Source organism: Pseudosulfitobacter pseudonitzschiae, from assembly GCF_900129395.1.
GTDB classification, from domain to species: Bacteria; Pseudomonadota; Alphaproteobacteria; order Rhodobacterales; family Rhodobacteraceae; genus Pseudosulfitobacter; species Pseudosulfitobacter pseudonitzschiae.
This window is the reverse complement of the sequence record NZ_FQVP01000001.1, coordinates 244483-262496: the sequence shown is the minus strand read 5'-3', so window position 1 is coordinate 262496 and position 18014 is coordinate 244483. Positions and strand designations below refer to the sequence as shown.

The 18014-nt window shown below is 63.0% G+C and carries 18 protein-coding genes; 12 read left to right on the top strand and 6 right to left on the bottom strand.

The window, feature by feature from the left end; genetic code table 11:
• Positions 1–152: 152 nt before the first annotated feature.
• Positions 153–2312 (bottom strand): malate synthase G, encoded by a 2160-nt coding sequence (locus BUC08_RS01245; protein WP_037921361.1) that lies wholly within the window; start codon positions 2310–2312, stop codon positions 153–155.
• A gap of 214 nt (positions 2313–2526) precedes the next feature.
• Entirely contained in the window at positions 2527–2712 is a 186-nt protein-coding gene (locus tag BUC08_RS01240) for a hypothetical protein (RefSeq protein WP_037921363.1), read from the bottom strand.
• A gap of 107 nt (positions 2713–2819) precedes the next feature.
• Here BUC08_RS01240 and pepN point away from each other — a divergent pair, with 107 nt between their 5' ends.
• From pepN to BUC08_RS01220, 4 genes are read left to right on the top strand one after another with little or no spacing between them, the layout of a single operon-like run.
• Positions 2820–5363: an aminopeptidase N gene (gene pepN, locus BUC08_RS01235; RefSeq protein WP_037921365.1), complete on the top strand. Its 2544-nt coding sequence runs from the start codon at positions 2820–2822 to the stop codon at positions 5361–5363.
• A gap of 8 nt (positions 5364–5371) precedes the next feature.
• On the top strand, positions 5372–6121 hold the full coding sequence (locus BUC08_RS01230; protein ID WP_037921367.1) for an SDR family oxidoreductase: 750 nt from the start codon (positions 5372–5374) through the stop codon (positions 6119–6121).
• A gap of 2 nt (positions 6122–6123) precedes the next feature.
• Positions 6124–6657, top strand: coding sequence for a hypothetical protein (locus BUC08_RS01225; RefSeq protein WP_037921369.1), 534 nt, complete (start codon positions 6124–6126; stop codon positions 6655–6657).
• Positions 6654–7085 (top strand): hypothetical protein, encoded by a 432-nt coding sequence (locus BUC08_RS01220; protein WP_037921371.1) that lies wholly within the window; start codon positions 6654–6656, stop codon positions 7083–7085. The genes BUC08_RS01225 and BUC08_RS01220 overlap by 4 nt, the downstream gene beginning before the upstream one ends.
• Here BUC08_RS01220 and BUC08_RS01215 read toward each other — a convergent pair.
• Positions 7082–7741: a transglycosylase SLT domain-containing protein gene (locus BUC08_RS01215; protein ID WP_051693884.1), complete on the bottom strand. Its 660-nt coding sequence runs from the start codon at positions 7739–7741 to the stop codon at positions 7082–7084. The two genes, BUC08_RS01220 and BUC08_RS01215, sit on opposite strands and share 4 nt — an antisense overlap.
• A gap of 365 nt (positions 7742–8106) precedes the next feature.
• Here BUC08_RS01215 and BUC08_RS01210 point away from each other — a divergent pair, with 365 nt between their 5' ends.
• On the top strand, positions 8107–9402 hold the full coding sequence (locus BUC08_RS01210; RefSeq protein ID WP_224769732.1) for a hypothetical protein: 1296 nt from the start codon (positions 8107–8109) through the stop codon (positions 9400–9402).
• On the opposite strand, the gene BUC08_RS01205 is transcribed toward BUC08_RS01210, so the two are convergent.
• Positions 9399–9899, bottom strand: coding sequence for a hypothetical protein (locus tag BUC08_RS01205; RefSeq protein ID WP_037921376.1), 501 nt, complete (start codon positions 9897–9899; stop codon positions 9399–9401). The two genes, BUC08_RS01210 and BUC08_RS01205, sit on opposite strands and share 4 nt — an antisense overlap.
• Before the next feature lie 130 nt (positions 9900–10029).
• Here BUC08_RS01205 and gatB point away from each other — a divergent pair, with 130 nt between their 5' ends.
• From gatB to BUC08_RS01190, 3 genes are all read left to right on the top strand, one after another.
• Positions 10030–11541 (top strand): Asp-tRNA(Asn)/Glu-tRNA(Gln) amidotransferase subunit GatB, encoded by a 1512-nt coding sequence (gene gatB / locus BUC08_RS01200; RefSeq protein ID WP_037922160.1) that lies wholly within the window; start codon positions 10030–10032, stop codon positions 11539–11541.
• 128 nt (positions 11542–11669) lie between these two features.
• Complete coding sequence (locus BUC08_RS01195; protein ID WP_037921377.1) at positions 11670–12167, top strand: thioesterase family protein; 498 nt, start codon at positions 11670–11672, stop codon at positions 12165–12167.
• Positions 12168–12242: 75 nt separating this feature from the next.
• Entirely contained in the window at positions 12243–12815 is a 573-nt protein-coding gene (locus BUC08_RS01190; RefSeq protein WP_037921378.1) for a DUF4177 domain-containing protein, read from the top strand.
• On the opposite strand, the gene BUC08_RS01185 is transcribed toward BUC08_RS01190, so the two are convergent.
• Complete coding sequence (locus BUC08_RS01185; RefSeq protein ID WP_028956058.1) at positions 12816–13073, bottom strand: BolA family protein; 258 nt, start codon at positions 13071–13073, stop codon at positions 12816–12818.
• A gap of 87 nt (positions 13074–13160) precedes the next feature.
• Here BUC08_RS01185 and BUC08_RS01180 point away from each other — a divergent pair, with 87 nt between their 5' ends.
• Positions 13161–13787 carry a DnaJ domain-containing protein gene (locus BUC08_RS01180; protein ID WP_037921381.1) on the top strand — a complete coding sequence of 209 codons (627 nt, stop codon included), beginning with the start codon at positions 13161–13163 and terminating at the stop codon, positions 13785–13787.
• 92 nt (positions 13788–13879) lie between these two features.
• On the opposite strand, the gene BUC08_RS01175 is transcribed toward BUC08_RS01180, so the two are convergent.
• Positions 13880–14443, bottom strand: coding sequence for a fasciclin domain-containing protein (locus BUC08_RS01175; protein WP_037921387.1), 564 nt, complete (start codon positions 14441–14443; stop codon positions 13880–13882).
• Between the two features lie 274 nt (positions 14444–14717).
• Between BUC08_RS01175 and cobS the strand changes: the two genes are divergently transcribed.
• The 3 genes from cobS to cobT are packed head-to-tail and all read left to right on the top strand — an operon-like array spanning position 14718 to position 17967.
• The gene (gene cobS / locus BUC08_RS01170; RefSeq protein ID WP_037922162.1) at positions 14718–15704 is read left to right on the top strand and encodes a cobaltochelatase subunit CobS; all 987 of its coding nucleotides are present in this window, start codon (positions 14718–14720) and stop codon (positions 15702–15704) included.
• Positions 15701–16093, top strand: coding sequence for a hypothetical protein (locus tag BUC08_RS01165; RefSeq protein WP_037921391.1), 393 nt, complete (start codon positions 15701–15703; stop codon positions 16091–16093). Before cobS ends, BUC08_RS01165 begins: the two co-directional genes overlap by 4 nt.
• The gene (cobT, locus tag BUC08_RS01160) at positions 16090–17967 is read left to right on the top strand and encodes a cobaltochelatase subunit CobT (RefSeq protein ID WP_037921394.1); all 1878 of its coding nucleotides are present in this window, start codon (positions 16090–16092) and stop codon (positions 17965–17967) included. The genes BUC08_RS01165 and cobT overlap by 4 nt, the downstream gene beginning before the upstream one ends.
• The last annotated feature ends 47 nt before the right edge of the window (positions 17968–18014 follow it).

Genomic DNA, 18014 nt, shown 5'->3' with positions numbered 1-18014 from the left:
AGCGCTTGCCCAGCCTGACGCACCGTTCCGCACAGAATGCACGAATTTTGCCCAGCAATGCAGCAGCGTCAGCGCGCCCCCTTTGCAGGTTCAGGAAACCCTCGGGGGAGCGTCGCAAGACACCGGGCAGACAGACGCCTGCCCGGTCCGCTTCAGGCTTTGGCCTTCAGCTCAAGCCGACGCGCGTGCAACACCGGTTCGGTATAGCCCGACGGCTGCACCCGCCCTTTCAGCACCAGATCACAGGCGGCGGCAAAGGCCACGCCGTCAAACCCCGGGGCCATCGGCGTATAGGACGCATCATGTGCGTTCTGCTTGTCCACGACAGCGGCCATCTTGCGCAGGCCCGCCATCACCTGATCCTCAGAGATCACCCCATGATGCAGCCAGTTGGCCAGCGCCTGCGCCGAGATCCGACAGGTTGCGCGGTCTTCCATCAGGCCCACGTCGTGAATGTCCGGCACCTTGGAACAGCCCACGCCCTGATCGACCCAGCGCACAACGTAGCCCAGGATGCCTTGGGCGTTGTTCTCGATCTCTTGTGCGATTTCCGCGTCGCTCAGGTTGCGGCCGTCCATCACCGGAATGGTCAGCAGATCCTCCAGCGTGCCGCGCGGCCCGCCCGCCTTGATCTCGTCCTGACGGGCCAGCACGTCCACCTCGTGGTAATGCGTCGCGTGCAGCGTGGCGGCGGTGGGCGACGGCACCCATGCGCAGTTGGCACCGGATTTCGGATGACCGATCTTGGCCTTCAGCATATCGGCCATCAGGTCGGGCATGGCCCACATCCCCTTGCCGATCTGCGCCTTGCCTTGCAGGCCGCAGGCCAACCCGATGTCGACGTTGCGATCCTCGTAGGAGGCAATCCAGGCCGCAGACTTCATCTCGCCCTTGGGCACCATCGGCCCCGCTTCCATCGAGGTGTGGATTTCATCGCCGGTCCGGTCCAGGAAACCGGTGTTGATAAACGCCACCCGCGATTTCGCGGCGCGGATGCATTCGGCCAGGTTCACCGACGTGCGGCGTTCCTCGTCCATGATGCCCAGCTTGACCGTGTTGGCAGGCAGGCCCAGCACCTTTTCCACCCGCGTGAAAATCTCGTCGGCCAGTGCGACCTCTTCCGGCCCGTGCATCTTGGGTTTGACCACATAGACCGATCCGGCCACCGAATTGCGCAGGCCGTCCGATTTTTTCAGATCGTGCATGGCGATCAGTGTCGTGATCATCGCGTCCATCAACCCTTCGCTGATTTCGCGGCCTTCGGCGTCCAGAATCGCGGGGTTGGTCATCAGGTGGCCGACGTTGCGCACCAGCATCAGCGACCGGCCTTTCAGGCGGGCGGCGCTGCCGTCGGCGGCGGTATAGGCGATGTCATCCGCCATCTTGCGGGTCATCTGCTGGCCGCCCTTTTCAAAGGTCTCTTGCAGGTCACCCTTCATCAGGCCCAGCCAGTTGCCATAGGCCACCACCTTGTCCTCGGCGTCCACCGCTGCGACGCTGTCTTCGCAGTCCATGATGGTGGACATGGCCGATTCCAGCCGCACGTCCGAGATGCCCGCCGGGTCGCTGCCGCCGATGTCGGTGCCGCGGTCCAGCATGATCTGGATGTGCAGCCCGTTGTTGCGCAGCAACACGAAGTCAGGTGCGCTTGCATCGCCGCCGTAGCCCACGAAAGCGTCAGGCGTGGCCAGCGCGGCACTGTTGCCGCCTGCGGTCAGCGTCAGGGAACCATCCGACACCGAAACACCGTCCACCGACGCCCATGCACCGCGCGAAAGCGGCGCGGCCTTGTCCAAAAACCCCTTGGCCCATTCGATCACACGCGCGCCGCGCTTGGGGTCATACCCTTTGCCCGCAGGCAAATCGCCCAGCGCATCGGTGCCATAGAGCGCGTCATACAGGCTGCCCCAGCGCGCATTGGCCGCGTTCAGCGCAAAGCGGGCATTGGTGATCGGCACCACCAGCTGCGGACCGGGGATATTGGCAATCTCGGGGTCCACGTTTGCGGTGTCGATCTCGAACGGCGCGCCCTCGGGCACCAGATAGCCGATCTCGCGCAGGAAGGCGGTGTAGCTTTCGGCGTCATGCGGCTGGCCACGGCGTTCGACGTGCCAGGCGTCAATCTGCTCCTGAATGTCCTCGCGCCTGGCCAGCATCTTCCGGGTCTTGGGGCCGAGGTCTGCCACGATGCTGGCAAAACCTGCCCAGAACGTGCTGGCGTCCACGCCGGTGCCAGGCAGGGCGCGATCCTCGATAAAGGCGGCCAGCTCGGGGGCAACGCTCAGGCCGCTGCGATCCACGTGATTGGTCATGACAAACTCCGTATTGTGCCGTGTTGGCGCCAAAGCTAAAGCCAAAGCGCGACAGGGTAAACCACCCGAATGGCGGATTGGTAACATATGTTTACCAGTTGAGCCAAAGACCGCAGGTCGCGCAGTATCACTGTGGAAACACGCAAAAACCGGCACAGCCGACAGGCTGTGACCGGTTCCAGACGGGGTCCAGGGGCGCGTGGCGCCAAGCGGATCAGTTACCTTGCTGTTGCTCGGTGACCGTCGGCGCGCCGGATGCTTCATCTGTGTCGGGGCTAAAGCCGCCAAACACATAGATCACCCCCGCAACCACCGCGATGGCCACGGCTGCACCTATGCCCAACAAGGAAGGCTTGTGCCGTTTCGTTTGCTTTTCAAGCTGTGTGTCGGATGCAGACATATCAATTCCTTTCGCTTTGTTACGCGGCGGGTTGCCGCTCCAGCGTCATAGAACTAACGTCCGCACCTACGCTTTGTTCCACATCCGACCGACGACAGGACAGCCCCATGCGCGATGCCGCTCCCCAGACCATATACCTTGCCGACTACACGCCCTTTGGTTTTGACGTGGATGAGGTGCACCTGACGTTCGATCTGGCCCCTTCGGCCACCCATGTGCGCGCGCGCATCCGGTTCAGCCCGAAACCGGACGCCACCGACCGCACGTTTTTCCTGCATGGCGAGGATCTGACCCTGCTGAGCGCCAAGATCGACGGCGAGACGGTGACCCCCAAAGTCACCGCCGAGGGTCTGACCTGCGAGGTCCCGTCAATCCCGTTCACATGGGAAAGCCACGTTCAGATCGATCCCGCCGCCAACACCGCGCTGGAAGGTCTGTACCAGTCGGGCGGCATGTTCTGCACCCAATGCGAGGCGCAGGGCTTTCGCAAGATCACCTATTACCCCGACCGCCCCGATGTCATGAGCACTTTTACCGTGCGGATCAACGGGCCGCACCCGGTGCTGCTGTCGAACGGCAACCTTGTGTCTGCGGGCGACGGCTGGGCTGAATGGCACGACCCATGGCGCAAGCCTGCCTATCTGTTCGCGCTGGTCGCGGGCGATCTGGTGGCGCATCGTGATACGTTCACCACCATGGAAGGCCGCAAGGTCGATCTGGCGCTGTACGTGCGCCCCGGCGACGAGGGCAAATGCGCCTTTGGGATGCAGGCGCTGAAAGACAGCATGAAGTGGGACGAAGAGGTTTACGGGCGCGCCTATGACCTTGATGTGTTCAACATCGTTGCGGTGGATGATTTCAACATGGGCGCGATGGAGAACAAAGGGCTGAACATCTTCAACGCCTCGGCGGTTCTGGCCTCGCCCGAAACCTCGACCGACATGAACTTCGAGCGCATCGAGGCGATCATCGCGCATGAGTATTTCCACAACTGGACCGGCAACCGGATCACCTGCCGCGACTGGTTCCAGCTGTGCCTGAAAGAAGGGCTGACCGTTTATCGCGACAGCCAGTTCACATCCGACATGCGCAGCGCGCCGGTCAAACGCATCAACGACGTGATCGACCTGCGCGCACGGCAATTCCCCGAGGATCAGGGGCCGCTGGCCCATCCGGTGCGGCCCGAGAGCTTTCAGGAGATCAACAACTTTTACACCGCCACCGTTTACGAAAAAGGTGCCGAGGTGATCGGCATGCTGCGCACGCTGGCGGGGCCGGATTCGTACAAGAACGCGCTGAATATGTACTTTGACCGCCACGACGGACAGGCCTGCACCATCGAGGACTGGTTGCAGGTGTTCGAGGATGCCACAGGGCGCGATCTGACCCAGTTCAAACGTTGGTACTCCCAGGCGGGCACGCCGCACCTGACGGTTACCGAAACCTACGAGAACGCGACCTACACGCTGACCTTTGCCCAAGATACCCCGCCCAGCGCGGCCACGCCCGATCCGCAACCGCTGGTGATACCGGTGGCAGTTGGCCTGCTGGACGCGAGCGGCAACGAGGTGATGGAGACGCAGGTTCTGGAGCTGACGGAAGCCAAGCAAAGCTTTGCCTTTGCGGGGCACAGCGCCAAGCCTACCGCGTCCATCCTGCGCAACTTTTCCGCGCCCGTGGTGCTGGAATTTGCCGCCGATCACGCCGCCCTGCTGGCCCACGATACCGACCCGTTCAACCGCTGGGAATCGGGGCGCGCGCTGGCGCTGGCGTCCTTGCTGGCCTCCATCACCAAGGGAACCGCACCCGATGCGGATTACCTGAACGGCATTGCCACCGTGCTGCGCGACGACCAGCTTGATCCGGCATACCGCGCGTTGATGCTGGGCCTGCCGGGGCAATCGGAACTGGCCGCCGCGCTGCACCGCCAGGGCGACACGCCCGATCCGCAGGCGATCTATGAGGCCGTCGAGGCGATGAAAGAAGCCTTGGCGCAAACGCTGAAGGAAGATCTGCCGGGGCTTTATGCCGCCCATCAGGTGACCGCGCCCTATGCGCCCGATGCCGCGCAGTCCGGGATGCGTGCGCTTGGCAATGCCGCCCTGTCGCTGCTGACCCGTCTGGACGGCGGTGACACCGCGCAGGCACAGTATGATACCGCCACCAACATGACGCAGCAACTGGCCGCATTGGCCAACCTGATCCGCGCGGGCCGTGGCGATGCCGCACTGGCCGATTTCGAGGCACAGTGGAAAGATGACCGGCTGGTCATGGACAAATGGTTTGCCCTGCAAGTGGGCGAAGCCAAACCGGATGATGCCGCCGACACCGCCAAGGCGCTGACCCGTCACCGCGATTTCAACTGGAAGAACCCCAACCGCTTTCGCGCCACGCTGGGCGCTTTGGCGCAGCATCACGCGGGCTTTCATGCCGCTGACGGGTCGGGCTATGCGCTGCTGGCGGACTGGTTGATCAAGCTTGATCCGGTCAACCCGCAGACCACCGCGCGGATGTGTTCGGCCTTCCAGACCTGGCGGCGCTATGACCAGATCCGCCAGTCGCTGATGGCCAAGGAGTTGGACCGCATCGCCTCCACCCCGAACCTCAGCCGTGACACCACCGAGATGATCACCCGCATCCGCAACGCCTGAGGCCTGTCATGACCACTCCCCGCCCCGTCTGTCTGATCACCGGTGCCTCGGCGGGCATCGGGGCCGCCTGTGCCGCGCTGGCCGCCGAACGCGGCTATGACCTGCTGCTGACCTATCGCAGCGATATGGCCGGTGCCGAAGCTGTAAAAGCCCGCGCCGAGGCGGTCGGCGCCCGCGTTGTGCTGGTGCAGGCCGACGTGGCCGAACCCGACGCCATCGACCGCATCTATGCCACGCTGGACGCCGAGTTCGGCTGCATCGACGCGCTGATCAACAATGCCGGTGCCATCGACACAATCGCGCGGCTGACCGACATGGACCACGCCCGCCTGACGCGCATCTTTGCGGTCAACGTGATCGGCGCGATGCTGGTGGCCAAGGGGGCCGTGCAAAGGATGGAGGCGCAGGGCGACGGCGGCAACATCGTCAACATCTCCTCTGCCGCCGCGCGGCTGGGGTCGGGCGGGCAGTTCGTGGACTATGCCGCCACCAAGGGGGCCATCGACACCTTTACCAAGGGGCTGTCGGACGAGGTCGCCCCCAACGGCATCCGCGTCAACGCGGTGCGCCCCGGCATTATCGAAACCGACATTCACGGCAAGGCCGGTGCGGCAGAGCGTGTCGACACGCTTGGGCCGATGACACCGATGCGCCGGTCGGGCAGTGCGCAAGAGGTGGCAACCTCGGTGCTGTATTTAATGTCGGACGACGCCAGCTATATCACCGGGGCGTTTCTGGATGTAAGCGGAGGACGCTGAAGATGCCGATACTGTTGGGCCTGATCGCCGTGGGCATGGCGGTGTACTTTTTCCTGCTGCGGGTGCGACGCGGGTCGGACATGGTGGCCGAGGTCATCGACATGGCCAGCGACGCCCGCGCCGCCGCACGCCGGTTCGGGTTCAAGCGGCGCACCAACGTCCACCCCGTCGACAGCATTGACGACCCCAATCTGGCGCTGGGGGCACTGGCCACGGCCTTTCTGGAGCTGGACGACCTGCCCACCCGCGACACGCGTGCCGCGCTGAACCTGCAACTGCGCACACAGGGGGTCGCGCAGGATGCCGACGCCGCACAGGAAATCGCGGTGCTGGGCCATTGGTTCGTCCAGACCTGCGGCAGCGCGCAGGCGGCGGTCACGCGGCTGGCACGGCGTCTGTACAAACTGGATGGCGGCGCGTCCTTCCCGACCCTGATGACCGTGCTGCAAGCCACGGCGCAGGCCTCGGACAGCGGGCTGAGCAAACGCCAGATCGAGGCGCTGGAGGAGATCAAGCGCGCCTTTCGCCTGACGTGAGCGACTTTGTCCTGAAACGCAGCGGTCGCCGCCTTTCTGTCGTGGTGACGGTGGCGGTGATCTGGCTTTTGCTGGCGCTGGCTATGGTGCTGCTGGACGCCTCGGTCTGGGTCATCTGGCTGGGGGCGTTGGCCACCCTGCCCGCGCTGTATGATATTGTCACGGGACGGGTGTCGTCACTGGTCCTGAGCGATACCATGATGACATGGCAATCCGGCAAACGCACCGGCAGCCTGCCCCTCAGCGCCATCAAGACCGTGCGGCTGGACACGCGGCTGGACCTGTCGATCAAGGCCACGTTGATCCTGCACACAGGGGCAAAGATGCGCCTGCCGCTGGATGCGGTCCCGCCCTCTGCTGCCTTCGAGGAGGCGTTGAAACAACGCGGCATCCTCGTCGAGCGGCATCACTTCCGCCTGGTTGGTTAGCTTTTGCGGTCGGGACGCAGCTTGGGCCGGATCGCATTGGGCAGCGCGCAATAGGGCTGTTTGCGGGTCCAGCCCGCGATGTCGCGCCGTTTGGCCGCGCTGCGCATCGGCCCCCAGTCGGCGGCCACCCCGCGCCATTTGCTGTCGCGCCCGTATATAACGCCATCGCGTGGCACCGTCACGGCAAGGATACGCACCGCGCAGGACAGGTTGGCGCCCCCCTTCATCAGGTCCGGCCCCGTGCCCGCATTGCATTTATAGCCCCGTGCGGTCGAGGGCAGGATCTGCAGCAGCCCGTACCAGCGCCCGCCCCCGCCCACGGCCTTTGGCTTGTAGGTGCTCTCATGTTTTGCCAGCGCCGACAGGAAGCCCAGCCAAAAGGCCCGCCGTTGCCGGGTGCTGGCTTGGGGGTAATTGGGGCACCAGTCTGTGATGTCGCGCGGCACGGTCTGCACCAGCGGTGCGCCGTGGGTTTTCAGCGCGGACAGCGCGACCCGGTTCCACAGCATATGGTTCGGCTGATGCGTCCAGCGGGTGCGCGGCACATCGCCGTCACGCGCAGGGGGGCGCGGCAGTTGCGACAGTTCGGCAAAGGCAGCGGCCCCCACCGTCAGCGCCCATAACGCCACAGTTATCGTGATCAGCACCCGTTTCATCGCAACATTATGCGCAACAGATTTGAGCCAAATCAAGCGACCACAGACCGTCCGGGCCGCTTACTGTTCCCAACGGCGCAACAGCGCCGAAGACAGGGCCCATATTGGTGCCGGAATGTACACGCATGCCACGATTCGCAGCCTGCGCAGCCAGACGGATGCGTGTCGGCCAAAACTCGTAAAACACTGATACGTTGTTAAAAAATCCCTGCAGACCCTCAAGAATAATCACCTTAAACGGGAAATATGGCGCAGCCTGTACCCGCCGTCGCCTAATCAGCGTCAAAGCTCCCCACCGATGCCACGAATACGCCTCAAACCAAGCTCAGATTAAGCGCAGACAATCGAAATAACGAGTACATCAGATGCAATCGAAGTTCACGACTGCCACACTGTTCACGCTGTTCCGCAGCATCAGGTACCGGTCTTCTTCGCATCTGGCCTTTGACGGTGTTGTCGACACCAAGGGTTCTTCCGCACGACCCCATCCTGCGGAAGAACCGCCTGTTTCCCCCGCCCTGAGCATTCCCAGCCCCGATCCCACCGGCGAAGAGCGTGCCTGTGACATGTACCAGACTGCAGGCCAGCGGCTGGCCCGTCAGGAAGACTGGCCCGGCGTGTCTAGGGCAATCCGTGACGCCGAAGCGGCCGCCACCCGCACGCCCGGCGGTATGCCGGTTGCAGACCTGATGGCCTTTGGCGCGCGCGCCGATGTGGTCCATGCCGCCGAACACGCATTGCTGTCAGGCCGGCCCGCCAAGGATGCGCCGTTGCTGGATGGCATCATCGCGCTGGAAGAGGTGCTGGCGGAATTCCCTGACGATTTTGTCATCGCAACCGTGGTTGCGCTGGCGCATATCGACATCGGCTGGGCCTGGCGTGGCACCGGTTGGGCCGTCGAAGTCCCGCTGCGCAACCGCGAAGCCTTTGACGCCCATTTTGACCGCGCCCGCGATATACTTGAGAACTTCCCGAGCAAGGATATTCCCTCCCCCTTGCTGGCATCGGCGCACTGTGCCGTGCTCAGCGGTCTGCCGACGGACACGAACCGCCTGATTGCCGCCTACGAGGCGCTGATCGACATGGACCCGCTGAATGCGCGCACCTATCGCAACATGGGCACCCACCTGTTGCCGCGCTGGCACGGGTCGGTGCAGGACCTGGAAGTTCAGGCCCGCCGCATGGCCAGCCGCAGTCAGGCCATCTGGGGCGCGGGCGGTTATACCTGGGTCATGCTGGACGCCATCGCGCTGGATGATGCGGCGTGCAGCCAGCTGGACATTGCGTTTTTTATCGAAGGGCTGCACGACATCCTGACACGCCGCAGCGACCAGCACACGGTCAACCTGCTGGCCGCCTATTGCGCCAACACCATGGGCATGACGCTGGATGCTTCGGACGAAGTCGCCTTTGTACGCGGGCAGATCGCCGATTGTGCCAAATGGATCATCCGCCAGCACCTGACCGAATTGCACCCGATGATCTGGGCCCATGCGGCGCGGGGTTTCGACAACAACCTGCGGGTGCGCTGTCCCGACCGCTTTGCCGCCGCTGGGGCTGCCGATGCGCACCGCATCCTGTGCGACATGTTCCGCCGCGAGCTGTCACAGGGCAAGCGCGTGGTGTTCACGGACCGTGGTGCGCAGCTGGAGCCGGTCTAGGCCCTGAGTTTACGCGCAGCCGCGGCCAGCAGCGCGCGCGCATAAAACGTATGTGCGCCCTTGAGGCTGTCAAAGACAGGGCCCAACACCAGATCACCGGATTTCGACCGGACCGGCACCACCACCGTGCCAAAAAGAAGCTGTGTGCTGGAGCCTTGCGCCAGAACCTTGAACCAGGATTTGGTGCGGCCCGACCGTTCGGCCATCATCAATTCGTTCCCGCGCCGCGCCTCGACCTGCCAGATGGCAAACTGGTCAGATGCGCCTTCTGCCAGCGCCCGCGCCTGTGCATCTGTCGAAGGCGCGCGTGCCGCCAGACGCAGGACCAGCCGTTCGGCACGAAACAAGGGCGTGGTGTAAAAGGCGGTGACATAATCGGCCAGTGCGACTTTTCCCGGCACCACGCAACTGAAACAGTCGGTGAAATGCCCCTCGCGTTCGGCATAGTCCGCAATCAAGCGACCCGGTGGAATGCCCTGATTAACAACAACAACCATGAGGCATGTACTATCCCAGTCGACGGTCCCTGCATAGCCCCGCAGCGTGTCCGCATTGTCGCGCCCTCTTGCAGCACAGCGGGTGCTGGACTACACCGTCCGGCAATGCCCCACAGCCTTTGGTGAGACCATGCTTGACCTGTCCTACGACCTGCCGAAACCCCGCGTGATTGCCGGGGCCAAACACGACTGGGAACTGGTGATCGGGATGGAAGTCCACGCGCAGGTGGCGTCAAACGCCAAACTGTTCTCGGGGGCCTCGACCCAATTCGGGGCCGAGCCAAACTCGAACGTGGCCTTTATCGATGCGGCCATGCCCGGCATGTTGCCCGTCATCAACGAATATTGCATCGAACAGGCCGTGCGCACGGGGCTGGGACTGAACGCGCAGATTCACCTGAAATCGGCCTTTGACCGCAAGAACTATTTCTACCCCGACCAGCCCGCAGGCTATCAGATCAGCCAGCTTTACCACCCCATCGTGGGCGAGGGTGAAGTGCTGGTGGAGCTGGGCGACGGCACGGCGCGGCCTGTGCGCGTGGAACGCATCCACATGGAACAGGACGCGGGCAAGTCGATTCACGACATGGACCCCGATATGTCCTTTGTCGACCTGAACCGCGCCGGTGTCTGCCTGATGGAAATCGTCAGCCGCCCCGACATCCGCAGCGCCGAAGAGGCCGCCGCCTATATCCTGAAGCTGCGCCAGATCATGCGGTACCTTGGCACCTGCGACGGCGACATGCAGAACGGCAACCTGCGCGCCGATGTGAACGTGTCGGTCTGCCGCCCCGGTGACTATGAACGCTACCGCGAGACCGGCGATTTCGGCCATCTGGGCACGCGCTGCGAGATCAAGAACATGAACTCCACCCGCTTTATCCAGCAGGCCATCGAGGTCGAGGCGCGGCGCCAGATTGCCATCCTTGAGGCCGGCGGCGAAGTCGATCAGGAAACGCGCGGCTTTGATCCCGTCAAGGGCGAGACCCGCACACAGAGGTCCAAGGAAGAAGCGCATGATTATCGCTATTTCCCCGATCCCGACCTGCTGCCGCTGGAGATTGAACAAGACTGGGTTGACCAGATCAAGTCCTCGCTGCCTGAACTGCCCGACGCCAAGAAGGCGCGGTTTATCAATGACTTCGGCCTGACCGACTATGACGCCAGCGTGCTGACCGCCGATCTGGACAGCGCCGCCTATTTCGAGTCCGTGGCCGCAGGCCGCGACGGCAAGACGGCCGCCAACTGGGTCATCAACGAACTGTTCGGCCGCCTGAAAAAGGACGACAAGGACATCGACGCAAGCCCGGTGACGCCCGCGCAATTGGGCGGCATCATCGACCTGATTGCCTCGGACGCGATCAGCGGCAAGATTGCCAAGGATGTCTTTGAAATCACCTATACCACGGGCCGCGACCCTGCCGAGATCGTCGAGACCGAGGGCCTGAAACAGGTCACCGACACCGGCGCAATCGAGGCCGCCGTGGACGAAATCATCGCTGCCAACCCCGACCAGGTCGCCAAGGCGCAGGAAAACCCCAAGCTGGCGGGCTGGTTCGTCGGCCAGGTGATGAAAGCCACCGGTGGCAAGGCGAATCCCAAGGCGGTCAACGAACTGGTCGCGCAAAAGCTCAAAGGGTAATTCCCCCTTCCTGTGACCTGAAAATCCAATTCCGGCGCGCCCCTGAACGGGCGCGCCGCCACGTCGCGCTTTACCTTGGCACCCGCGCCCCGCACCTTGGGTCAACGCAAGTGACACGAAGGCAAACCATGACCAATTCCACCCCCCACTCCGACCTGTTGTTCCGCAGCAAGCCGATGACCGTGCGCCCCGAATGGATCGACTATAACGGGCATTTGAACATGGCCTATTATTCGGTGCTGATGGACACCTCGGTCGATGATCTGTACCCGCAATTCGGGTTCGGTCTGGATTATCTGAAATCCACCGGTTGCACGACCTATGTCGCGGAGTTTCACATCTGCTATGTGCGCGAGTTGCACGAGGGGGATCAGGTCTATTCCACTGTCCAACTACTTGATTTCGATGAGAAACGCTTTCACCTCTACCAAGAGCTGTGGCACGCGGACGGCTGGCTGGCCGCCACTGGCGAGGGGCTGACGCTGCATGTGGACCAGGCGGGGCCGCGCGTGGCCCCCATGCCCGATCACATCATCGCGAACCTGCGCAAGTTTCACACCGCCCAAAGCGCGTTGCCTTGGCCGGATCGTGCCGGTCGCAAGATCGGGATCCGCCGCAAAGGCTGATGCGCTCTTTCACATCTGTCGGGCAGTTGGTATATCCCCCTCCGCAATGACATTACGAGGGCGGTGGCACAGGTCATGACACAGTACGAATACAAGGTTGTTCCGGCACCCGCCAAAGGCCTGAAAGGCGAAGGCGTCAAAGGCCCGGAGGCCCGCTTTGCCTATGCGCTTGAGGGGTTGATGAACCAGCTGGCCGCTGATGGCTGGGAATATCTGCGCGCCGATACGCTGCCTTCGACGGAACGGTCGGGTCTGACCGGATCGACAACCGAATGGCGCAACATGCTGATCTTTCGCCGGGCCGTCGCGCACAAACACACCACCGTCGCACCGGTGTCCGACTCACCCGCAGCCACGACGCCGCCGGTAAAGGCGGCCCCCCTTGTTGCGACAGCACCAAAGGTCGAAGCAGAACCGAAACCTCAGGCGCAGCCCGAAGACACCACGACGACAGCAGATGCGCCGCATCTGGACACCGATGCCGACGTCGACCCGGACGAACAGAAGACACCGCGCGCCGGGGCGACGCATATGCTGTCCGACAACGGGGTCGAGGACACGTCCGAAGTTTCGGGCATGACCAATTCGCTGCAAAACCTTGCCAGCAACCGCAGCCGCCTCAAGGGTGTGACGCGGAACGACAAGTGATCACGCGTCGGCGTCGATTGCCAACGCGTGAATACGACCGATCAGTTCGGCCCCGATGGCCGAATGCACCGCACGGTGACGGGCAATCCGGCTTTGACCCGCAAAGGCATCCGCCCGGATGCGCACATTGAAATGGCTTTGCCCCGCCTCGGGGGCATTTGCATGACCTGCATGGGACGCACTGTCGTCCACAACGTCCAACTCGCGCGGAGAAAAGGCATCGTTCAACTTTTCCGCAATCTCGTCTGCCACTCGCATTAATTTGCTCACTTTTTTAACTGCGCCCCCTTCTATCTCCGCCCCAATATCCTAAAGTAACCGCCCAGAGTCGATAAGGTTGTCCAAATGTCCAAGTCTGATCCCTTCGGTTTCGATATGTCCGTCTCCTCCGCCAAGAAAAAGAACCCGCGCGGACGCCGCGGGATGTCGGGGGCATCCGAAACCTCAACCCGCATTTGCGACCATGACGGCTGTGACGAACCCGGCAAGTACCGCGCGCCCAAGGCGCCGGATGTGCTGGACGATTATTTCTGGTTCTGCCAGCAGCACGTGCGCGAATATAACCTGAAATGGAACTTCTTCGACGGCACGACCGAGGCCGAGTTGAACGCGCAGATGTCCAAGGACAAGGTCTGGGAACGCGCGACCAAGCCAATGGGCGACCCCGAGGCGCGGGCCTGGGCGCGGCTGGGTATCGAGGACCCGCATCAGGTGCTGGGCGCCAACGCCACGCAGAACCCCGGCAAGGCCGGCGGCGCGGGCAAGAAACTGCCCCCCACCGAACGCCGTGCCGTGGAGATCCTGGAAGCCAAGGACAGCTGGACCAAGGCCGAGGTGCGCAAGGCATACAAGGCGCTGATCAAGGTGTTGCACCCGGACATGAACGGCGGCGACCGCTCGCAGGAAGAGCAGCTTCAAGAGGTCATGTGGGCCTGGGACCAGATCAAGGCCAGCAAGAACTTCAAGGACTGAAGGCCACCAGCCCCGAAACGCAAAACGCCCCGCAAAAGCGGGGCGTTTGTCGTTTTGGGCTGGCGGAAAAGGCCAGCGTCCGCGCGCTGTGCTTATTCCGCAGGCAGCAGAACGGTGTCGATCACGTGGATCACGCCGTTCGACTGTTTCACGTCGGCGATGGTCACGGTTGCAACCTGGCCGCGCTCGTCTGTCAGGGTGATGTTGTCACCGGCCATCTTGGCTTTGAGTGTGCAACCGCCAACGGTCGGCACGTCATGTTCGCCGCCATCATCCGCGATCATACCGGCAATCGCATCCGACATCGCGTCGGCGGCAACCACGTGGCACGTCAGGATCTTGGTCAGCATGTCCTTGTTTTCAGGCTTCAGCAGAGTTTCGACAGTGCCCTCGGGCAGCGCATCAAACGCTTCGTTGGTGGGGGCGAACACGGTAAAGGGACCTTCGCCCGACAGTGTTTCAACCAGACCGGCCGCTTGGACAGCAGCCACCAGCGTTGTGTGGTCTGCCGAGTTCACAGCGTTTTCCACGATGTTCTTGTCTGCGTACATGGCGGCGCCGCCAACCATCGGGTTGTCCATCGCCGAAGCGGCGAAGCCAAAGCCCGACAGGCTCAGGACCAGAGCGGTTGTGGCAAGTTTCTTTGTCGAAAACATAGTGATCTCCCAGGTTCAATTCAGTCATCGGCGTCATGCCGTATGTGACCAGAGATACGGACGCCGATGCGTAGTAGTTTCAAAAAATGTTCGTTGATCCGATCACGATGATTTCAGCGCCCCGCATTTGATTTGACCAAACGACGCGCTAAGCGACGCCACGTCCCATGCTTTCGCGAAGCTGCGATGCCTGCCCCCCTTGCCCTTCCTTTCGATATGTTGCACCAACTGCCGGGTGCGCAACGGCGCGAGATACCAAAGACAAGGACAGATGATGGCCGACGGTGACCTGGATATTAACGCAAAACCCACCGAAGAGATTTCCGTGCGCGAGGTCTTTGGCATCGACACTGACATGGTGGTCAAAGGCTTTGCCGACAATTCGGACCGCGTGCCCGATGTCGACAGCACTTATAAATTCGACGCCGACACCACGCTGGCCATTCTGGCCGGGTTCACCCACAACCGTCGCGTGATGATCCAGGGCTATCACGGTACGGGCAAATCGACCCACATCGAACAGGTCGCCGCCCGCCTGAACTGGCCCGCCGTGCGCGTCAACCTGGACAGCCACATCAGCCGGATCGACCTGATCGGCAAGGACGCGATCAAGCTGAAAGACGGCAAACAGGTTACCGATTTCCAGGAAGGCATCCTGCCTTGGGCGTTGCGCAACCCCACGGCCATCGTGTTCGACGAATATGACGCGGGCCGCGCCGACGTGATGTTCGTGATCCAGCGTGTGCTGGAAGTGGACGGCAAGCTGACGCTGCTGGACCAGAACAAGGTGATCCACCCCCACCGCTATTTCCGCATCTTTGCGACAGCCAACACCGTTGGTCTGGGCGACACCACGGGCCTGTACCACGGCACCCAGCAGATCAACCAGGGTCAGATGGACCGCTGGTCGCTGGTGGCCACGCTGAACTATCTGTCGATCGACGCGGAAACCGCGATCGTCCTGTCGAAGAACCCGCATTACAACAGCGAAAAAGGCCGCAAGATCGTCAAACAGATGGTGACCGTGGCCGACCTGACGCGCACCGCCTTCATGAACGGCGACCTGTCCACCGTGATGAGCCCGCGTACCGTCATCGCTTGGGCCCAGAACGCCGAGATCTTCCGCAACGTGGGCTATGCCTTCCGCCTGTCGTTCCTGAACAAATGCGACGAGCTTGAGCGCCAGACGGTGGCCGAGTTCTATCAGCGCCTGTTCGACGAGGAACTGCCGGAATCGGCGGCCAGCGTGAGCCTGGGGTGAGCCTGAAGGCGCTGACAACCGCAGCCGCCCTTGGCGTGCTCGGCGTCGGCGCCGCCCAGGCTGACCGCGATCTGTCCATCTACCCCGCCGCCCAATGCGCGGCCTTTTGGCTGGGCTATTCCGACTATGCGGCGCGGTCGCTGTATCTGAAGGTTGACCCAACAGACGCCACCCGCGCCGCTGCATTCCGCGCCGTTGCCCTGCGCCTTGGCACATCGCCCCGTGACCGGATCGACGCCTATATCGCGGACCAGCGTCCGCTGATGGAAACCATGGTCGAGGCGATGATCTTTGGCCGCGACCGGCAAAGCGCGGATGTGTTTGAAGCCCTCGGCGAAACCTGCAAGAGTTTCGCCAAGGACCACCCCGAGACCCGAAAGCTGTCATGAGCAAACCCACCGACAACCCCGCAGACGCGTTCAAAAAGGCGCTTGGTGAAGCGACCAAGGTCATGGCCAATGACCCCGACCTGAACGTCAGCTATTCCGCCGACCCTTCGGGGCTGTCGGGCGATGCGATGCGCCTGCCGCAGGTGACCCGCCGCATGACCCGCCAGGAGGTTCTGCTGGCCCGTGGCACCGCCGACGCGCTGGCGCTGCACCGGCGCTATCACAACGGGCAAACCCATTCGAAATACCTGCCCTCGGGCGAGGTGGCGCGCGAGTTGTACGAGGCGATGGAAACCGCCCGCTGCGAAGCGATGGGCGCGCGCGACATGCCCGGCACCGCCGGCAATATCGACGCCAAGATCGCCAACGAGGCGGCGCGCAAGGGATACGATCAGGTCAAACAGGCCTCGGACGTGCCGCTGGCCACCGCGGCGGGCTATCTGATCCGTCATCTGGCCACGGGCCGCGAATTGCCTGCGGGCGCCAAGAACGCCATGGAAATGTGGCGCGGCTTTATCGAGGAACAGGCCGGCGTGACGCTGGACAACCTGGACAAGACCCTGAGCGATCAGGCCGATTTTGCCCGCTTCTCGCGTCAGATCATCAAGGATCTGGGTTACGGCGACCAGATCGGCGACGACCCCGACCAGGTGGACGAGGATCAGGAAGACCAGGCCGAAGAAGGCGCGGAAGAAGAACAGGACCCCGACAGCACCGGCAACGACGAGGACGACGGCGAAGAGGCCGAAGGCTCGCCCGAGCAGTCGCAGGAAGAACAGCAGGACGCGTCGCAAGCCCAGGTCTCGATGGACGAGATGGCCGATCAGGAGATGGGCGAAGAGGCCGAGATGCCCGACGGCGAAGCGCCGCTGGAACCGCCTGCCCCGCAGCCTGTCAGCGACGCCGATCCTGATTACAAGGTCTATCTGGCGACCCACGACGAGGAGATCAGCGCCGACGAGCTGGCCGAACCGGTCGAACTGGAACGGCTGCGCGCCTATCTGGACCAGCAGCTTGAACCGCTCAAGGGCGCGGTCAGCCGTCTGGCCAACAAGTTGCAGCGCCGTCTGCAAGCGCAGCAAAACCGCAGTTGGGAGTTCGATCTGGAAGAGGGCACGCTGGACGCAGGCCGTCTGGCGCGGATCGTGGCGAACCCGACCACACCGCTGAGCTTCAAGGTCGAGAAAGACACCGAATTCCGCGATACCTGTGTGACGCTGCTTTTGGACAACTCCGGCTCGATGCGGGGCCGCCCGATCAGCATCGCCGCGATCTGCGCCGATGTGCTGGCCCGCACGCTGGAACGCTGCAACGTCAAGGTCGAGATCCTGGGCTTTACCACCCGCGCGTGGAAAGGCGGACAGGCCCGCGAGGCATGGCTGAACGATGGCCGCCCGCAAACACCGGGTCGCCTGAACGACCTGCGCCATATCATCTACAAATCCGCCGATGCCCCGTGGCGTCGCGCGCGCCCCAACCTGGGCCTGATGATGAAAGAAGGCCTGTTGAAGGAAAACATCGACGGCGAGGCGCTGGAATGGGCGCACCGCCGCATGGTGAACCGGTCCGAGGCGCGCAAGATCCTGATGGTGATTTCCGACGGCGCGCCGGTGGATGACAGCACGCTGAGCGTCAACCCCGCCAACTATCTGGAAAAACACCTGCGTGACGTGATCGCCATGATCGAAAAACGCCGCGCGGTGGAACTGTTGGCCATCGGCATCGGCCACGACGTGACCCGCTATTACGACCGGGCGGTGACCATCACGGACGTGGACCAATTGGCCGGCGCAATGACCGAGCAACTGGCGGCGCTGTTCGACAGCGACCCGCGTGCACGCGCCCGCGTCATGGGCATGCGCAACGGCAGATAAGATCTGCGCCCCCCGGGTGGCGCACATACCGAGAACCAGCAAGAGGA

Bases quoted from the DNA above. Each gene is read 5' to 3' on its own strand.
- cobT (WP_037921394.1), top strand. From the start codon at position 16,090: ATGAGCAAACCCACCGACAACCCCGCAGACGCGTTCAAAAAGGCGCTT.
- BUC08_RS01240 (WP_037921363.1), bottom strand. From the start codon at position 2,712: ATGTCTGCATCCGACACACAGCTTGAAAAGCAAACGAAACGGCACAAG.
- pepN (WP_037921365.1), top strand. From the start codon at position 2,820: ATGCGCGATGCCGCTCCCCAGACCATATACCTTGCCGACTACACGCCC.
- BUC08_RS01225 (WP_037921369.1), top strand. From the start codon at position 6,124: ATGCCGATACTGTTGGGCCTGATCGCCGTGGGCATGGCGGTGTACTTT.
- BUC08_RS01180 (WP_037921381.1), top strand. From the start codon at position 13,161: ATGTCCAAGTCTGATCCCTTCGGTTTCGATATGTCCGTCTCCTCCGCC.
- BUC08_RS01230 (WP_037921367.1), top strand. From the start codon at position 5,372: ATGACCACTCCCCGCCCCGTCTGTCTGATCACCGGTGCCTCGGCGGGC.
- BUC08_RS01195 (WP_037921377.1), top strand. From the start codon at position 11,670: ATGACCAATTCCACCCCCCACTCCGACCTGTTGTTCCGCAGCAAGCCG.
- BUC08_RS01190 (WP_037921378.1), top strand. From the start codon at position 12,243: ATGACACAGTACGAATACAAGGTTGTTCCGGCACCCGCCAAAGGCCTG.
- BUC08_RS01245 (WP_037921361.1), bottom strand. From the start codon at position 2,312: ATGACCAATCACGTGGATCGCAGCGGCCTGAGCGTTGCCCCCGAGCTG.
- BUC08_RS01205 (WP_037921376.1), bottom strand. From the start codon at position 9,899: ATGGTTGTTGTTGTTAATCAGGGCATTCCACCGGGTCGCTTGATTGCG.
- BUC08_RS01185 (WP_028956058.1), bottom strand. From the start codon at position 13,073: ATGCGAGTGGCAGACGAGATTGCGGAAAAGTTGAACGATGCCTTTTCT.
- gatB (WP_037922160.1), top strand. From the start codon at position 10,030: ATGCTTGACCTGTCCTACGACCTGCCGAAACCCCGCGTGATTGCCGGG.
- BUC08_RS01210 (WP_224769732.1), top strand. From the start codon at position 8,107: ATGCAATCGAAGTTCACGACTGCCACACTGTTCACGCTGTTCCGCAGC.
- BUC08_RS01215 (WP_051693884.1), bottom strand. From the start codon at position 7,741: ATGAAACGGGTGCTGATCACGATAACTGTGGCGTTATGGGCGCTGACG.
- BUC08_RS01175 (WP_037921387.1), bottom strand. From the start codon at position 14,443: ATGTTTTCGACAAAGAAACTTGCCACAACCGCTCTGGTCCTGAGCCTG.
- cobS (WP_037922162.1), top strand. From the start codon at position 14,718: ATGGCCGACGGTGACCTGGATATTAACGCAAAACCCACCGAAGAGATT.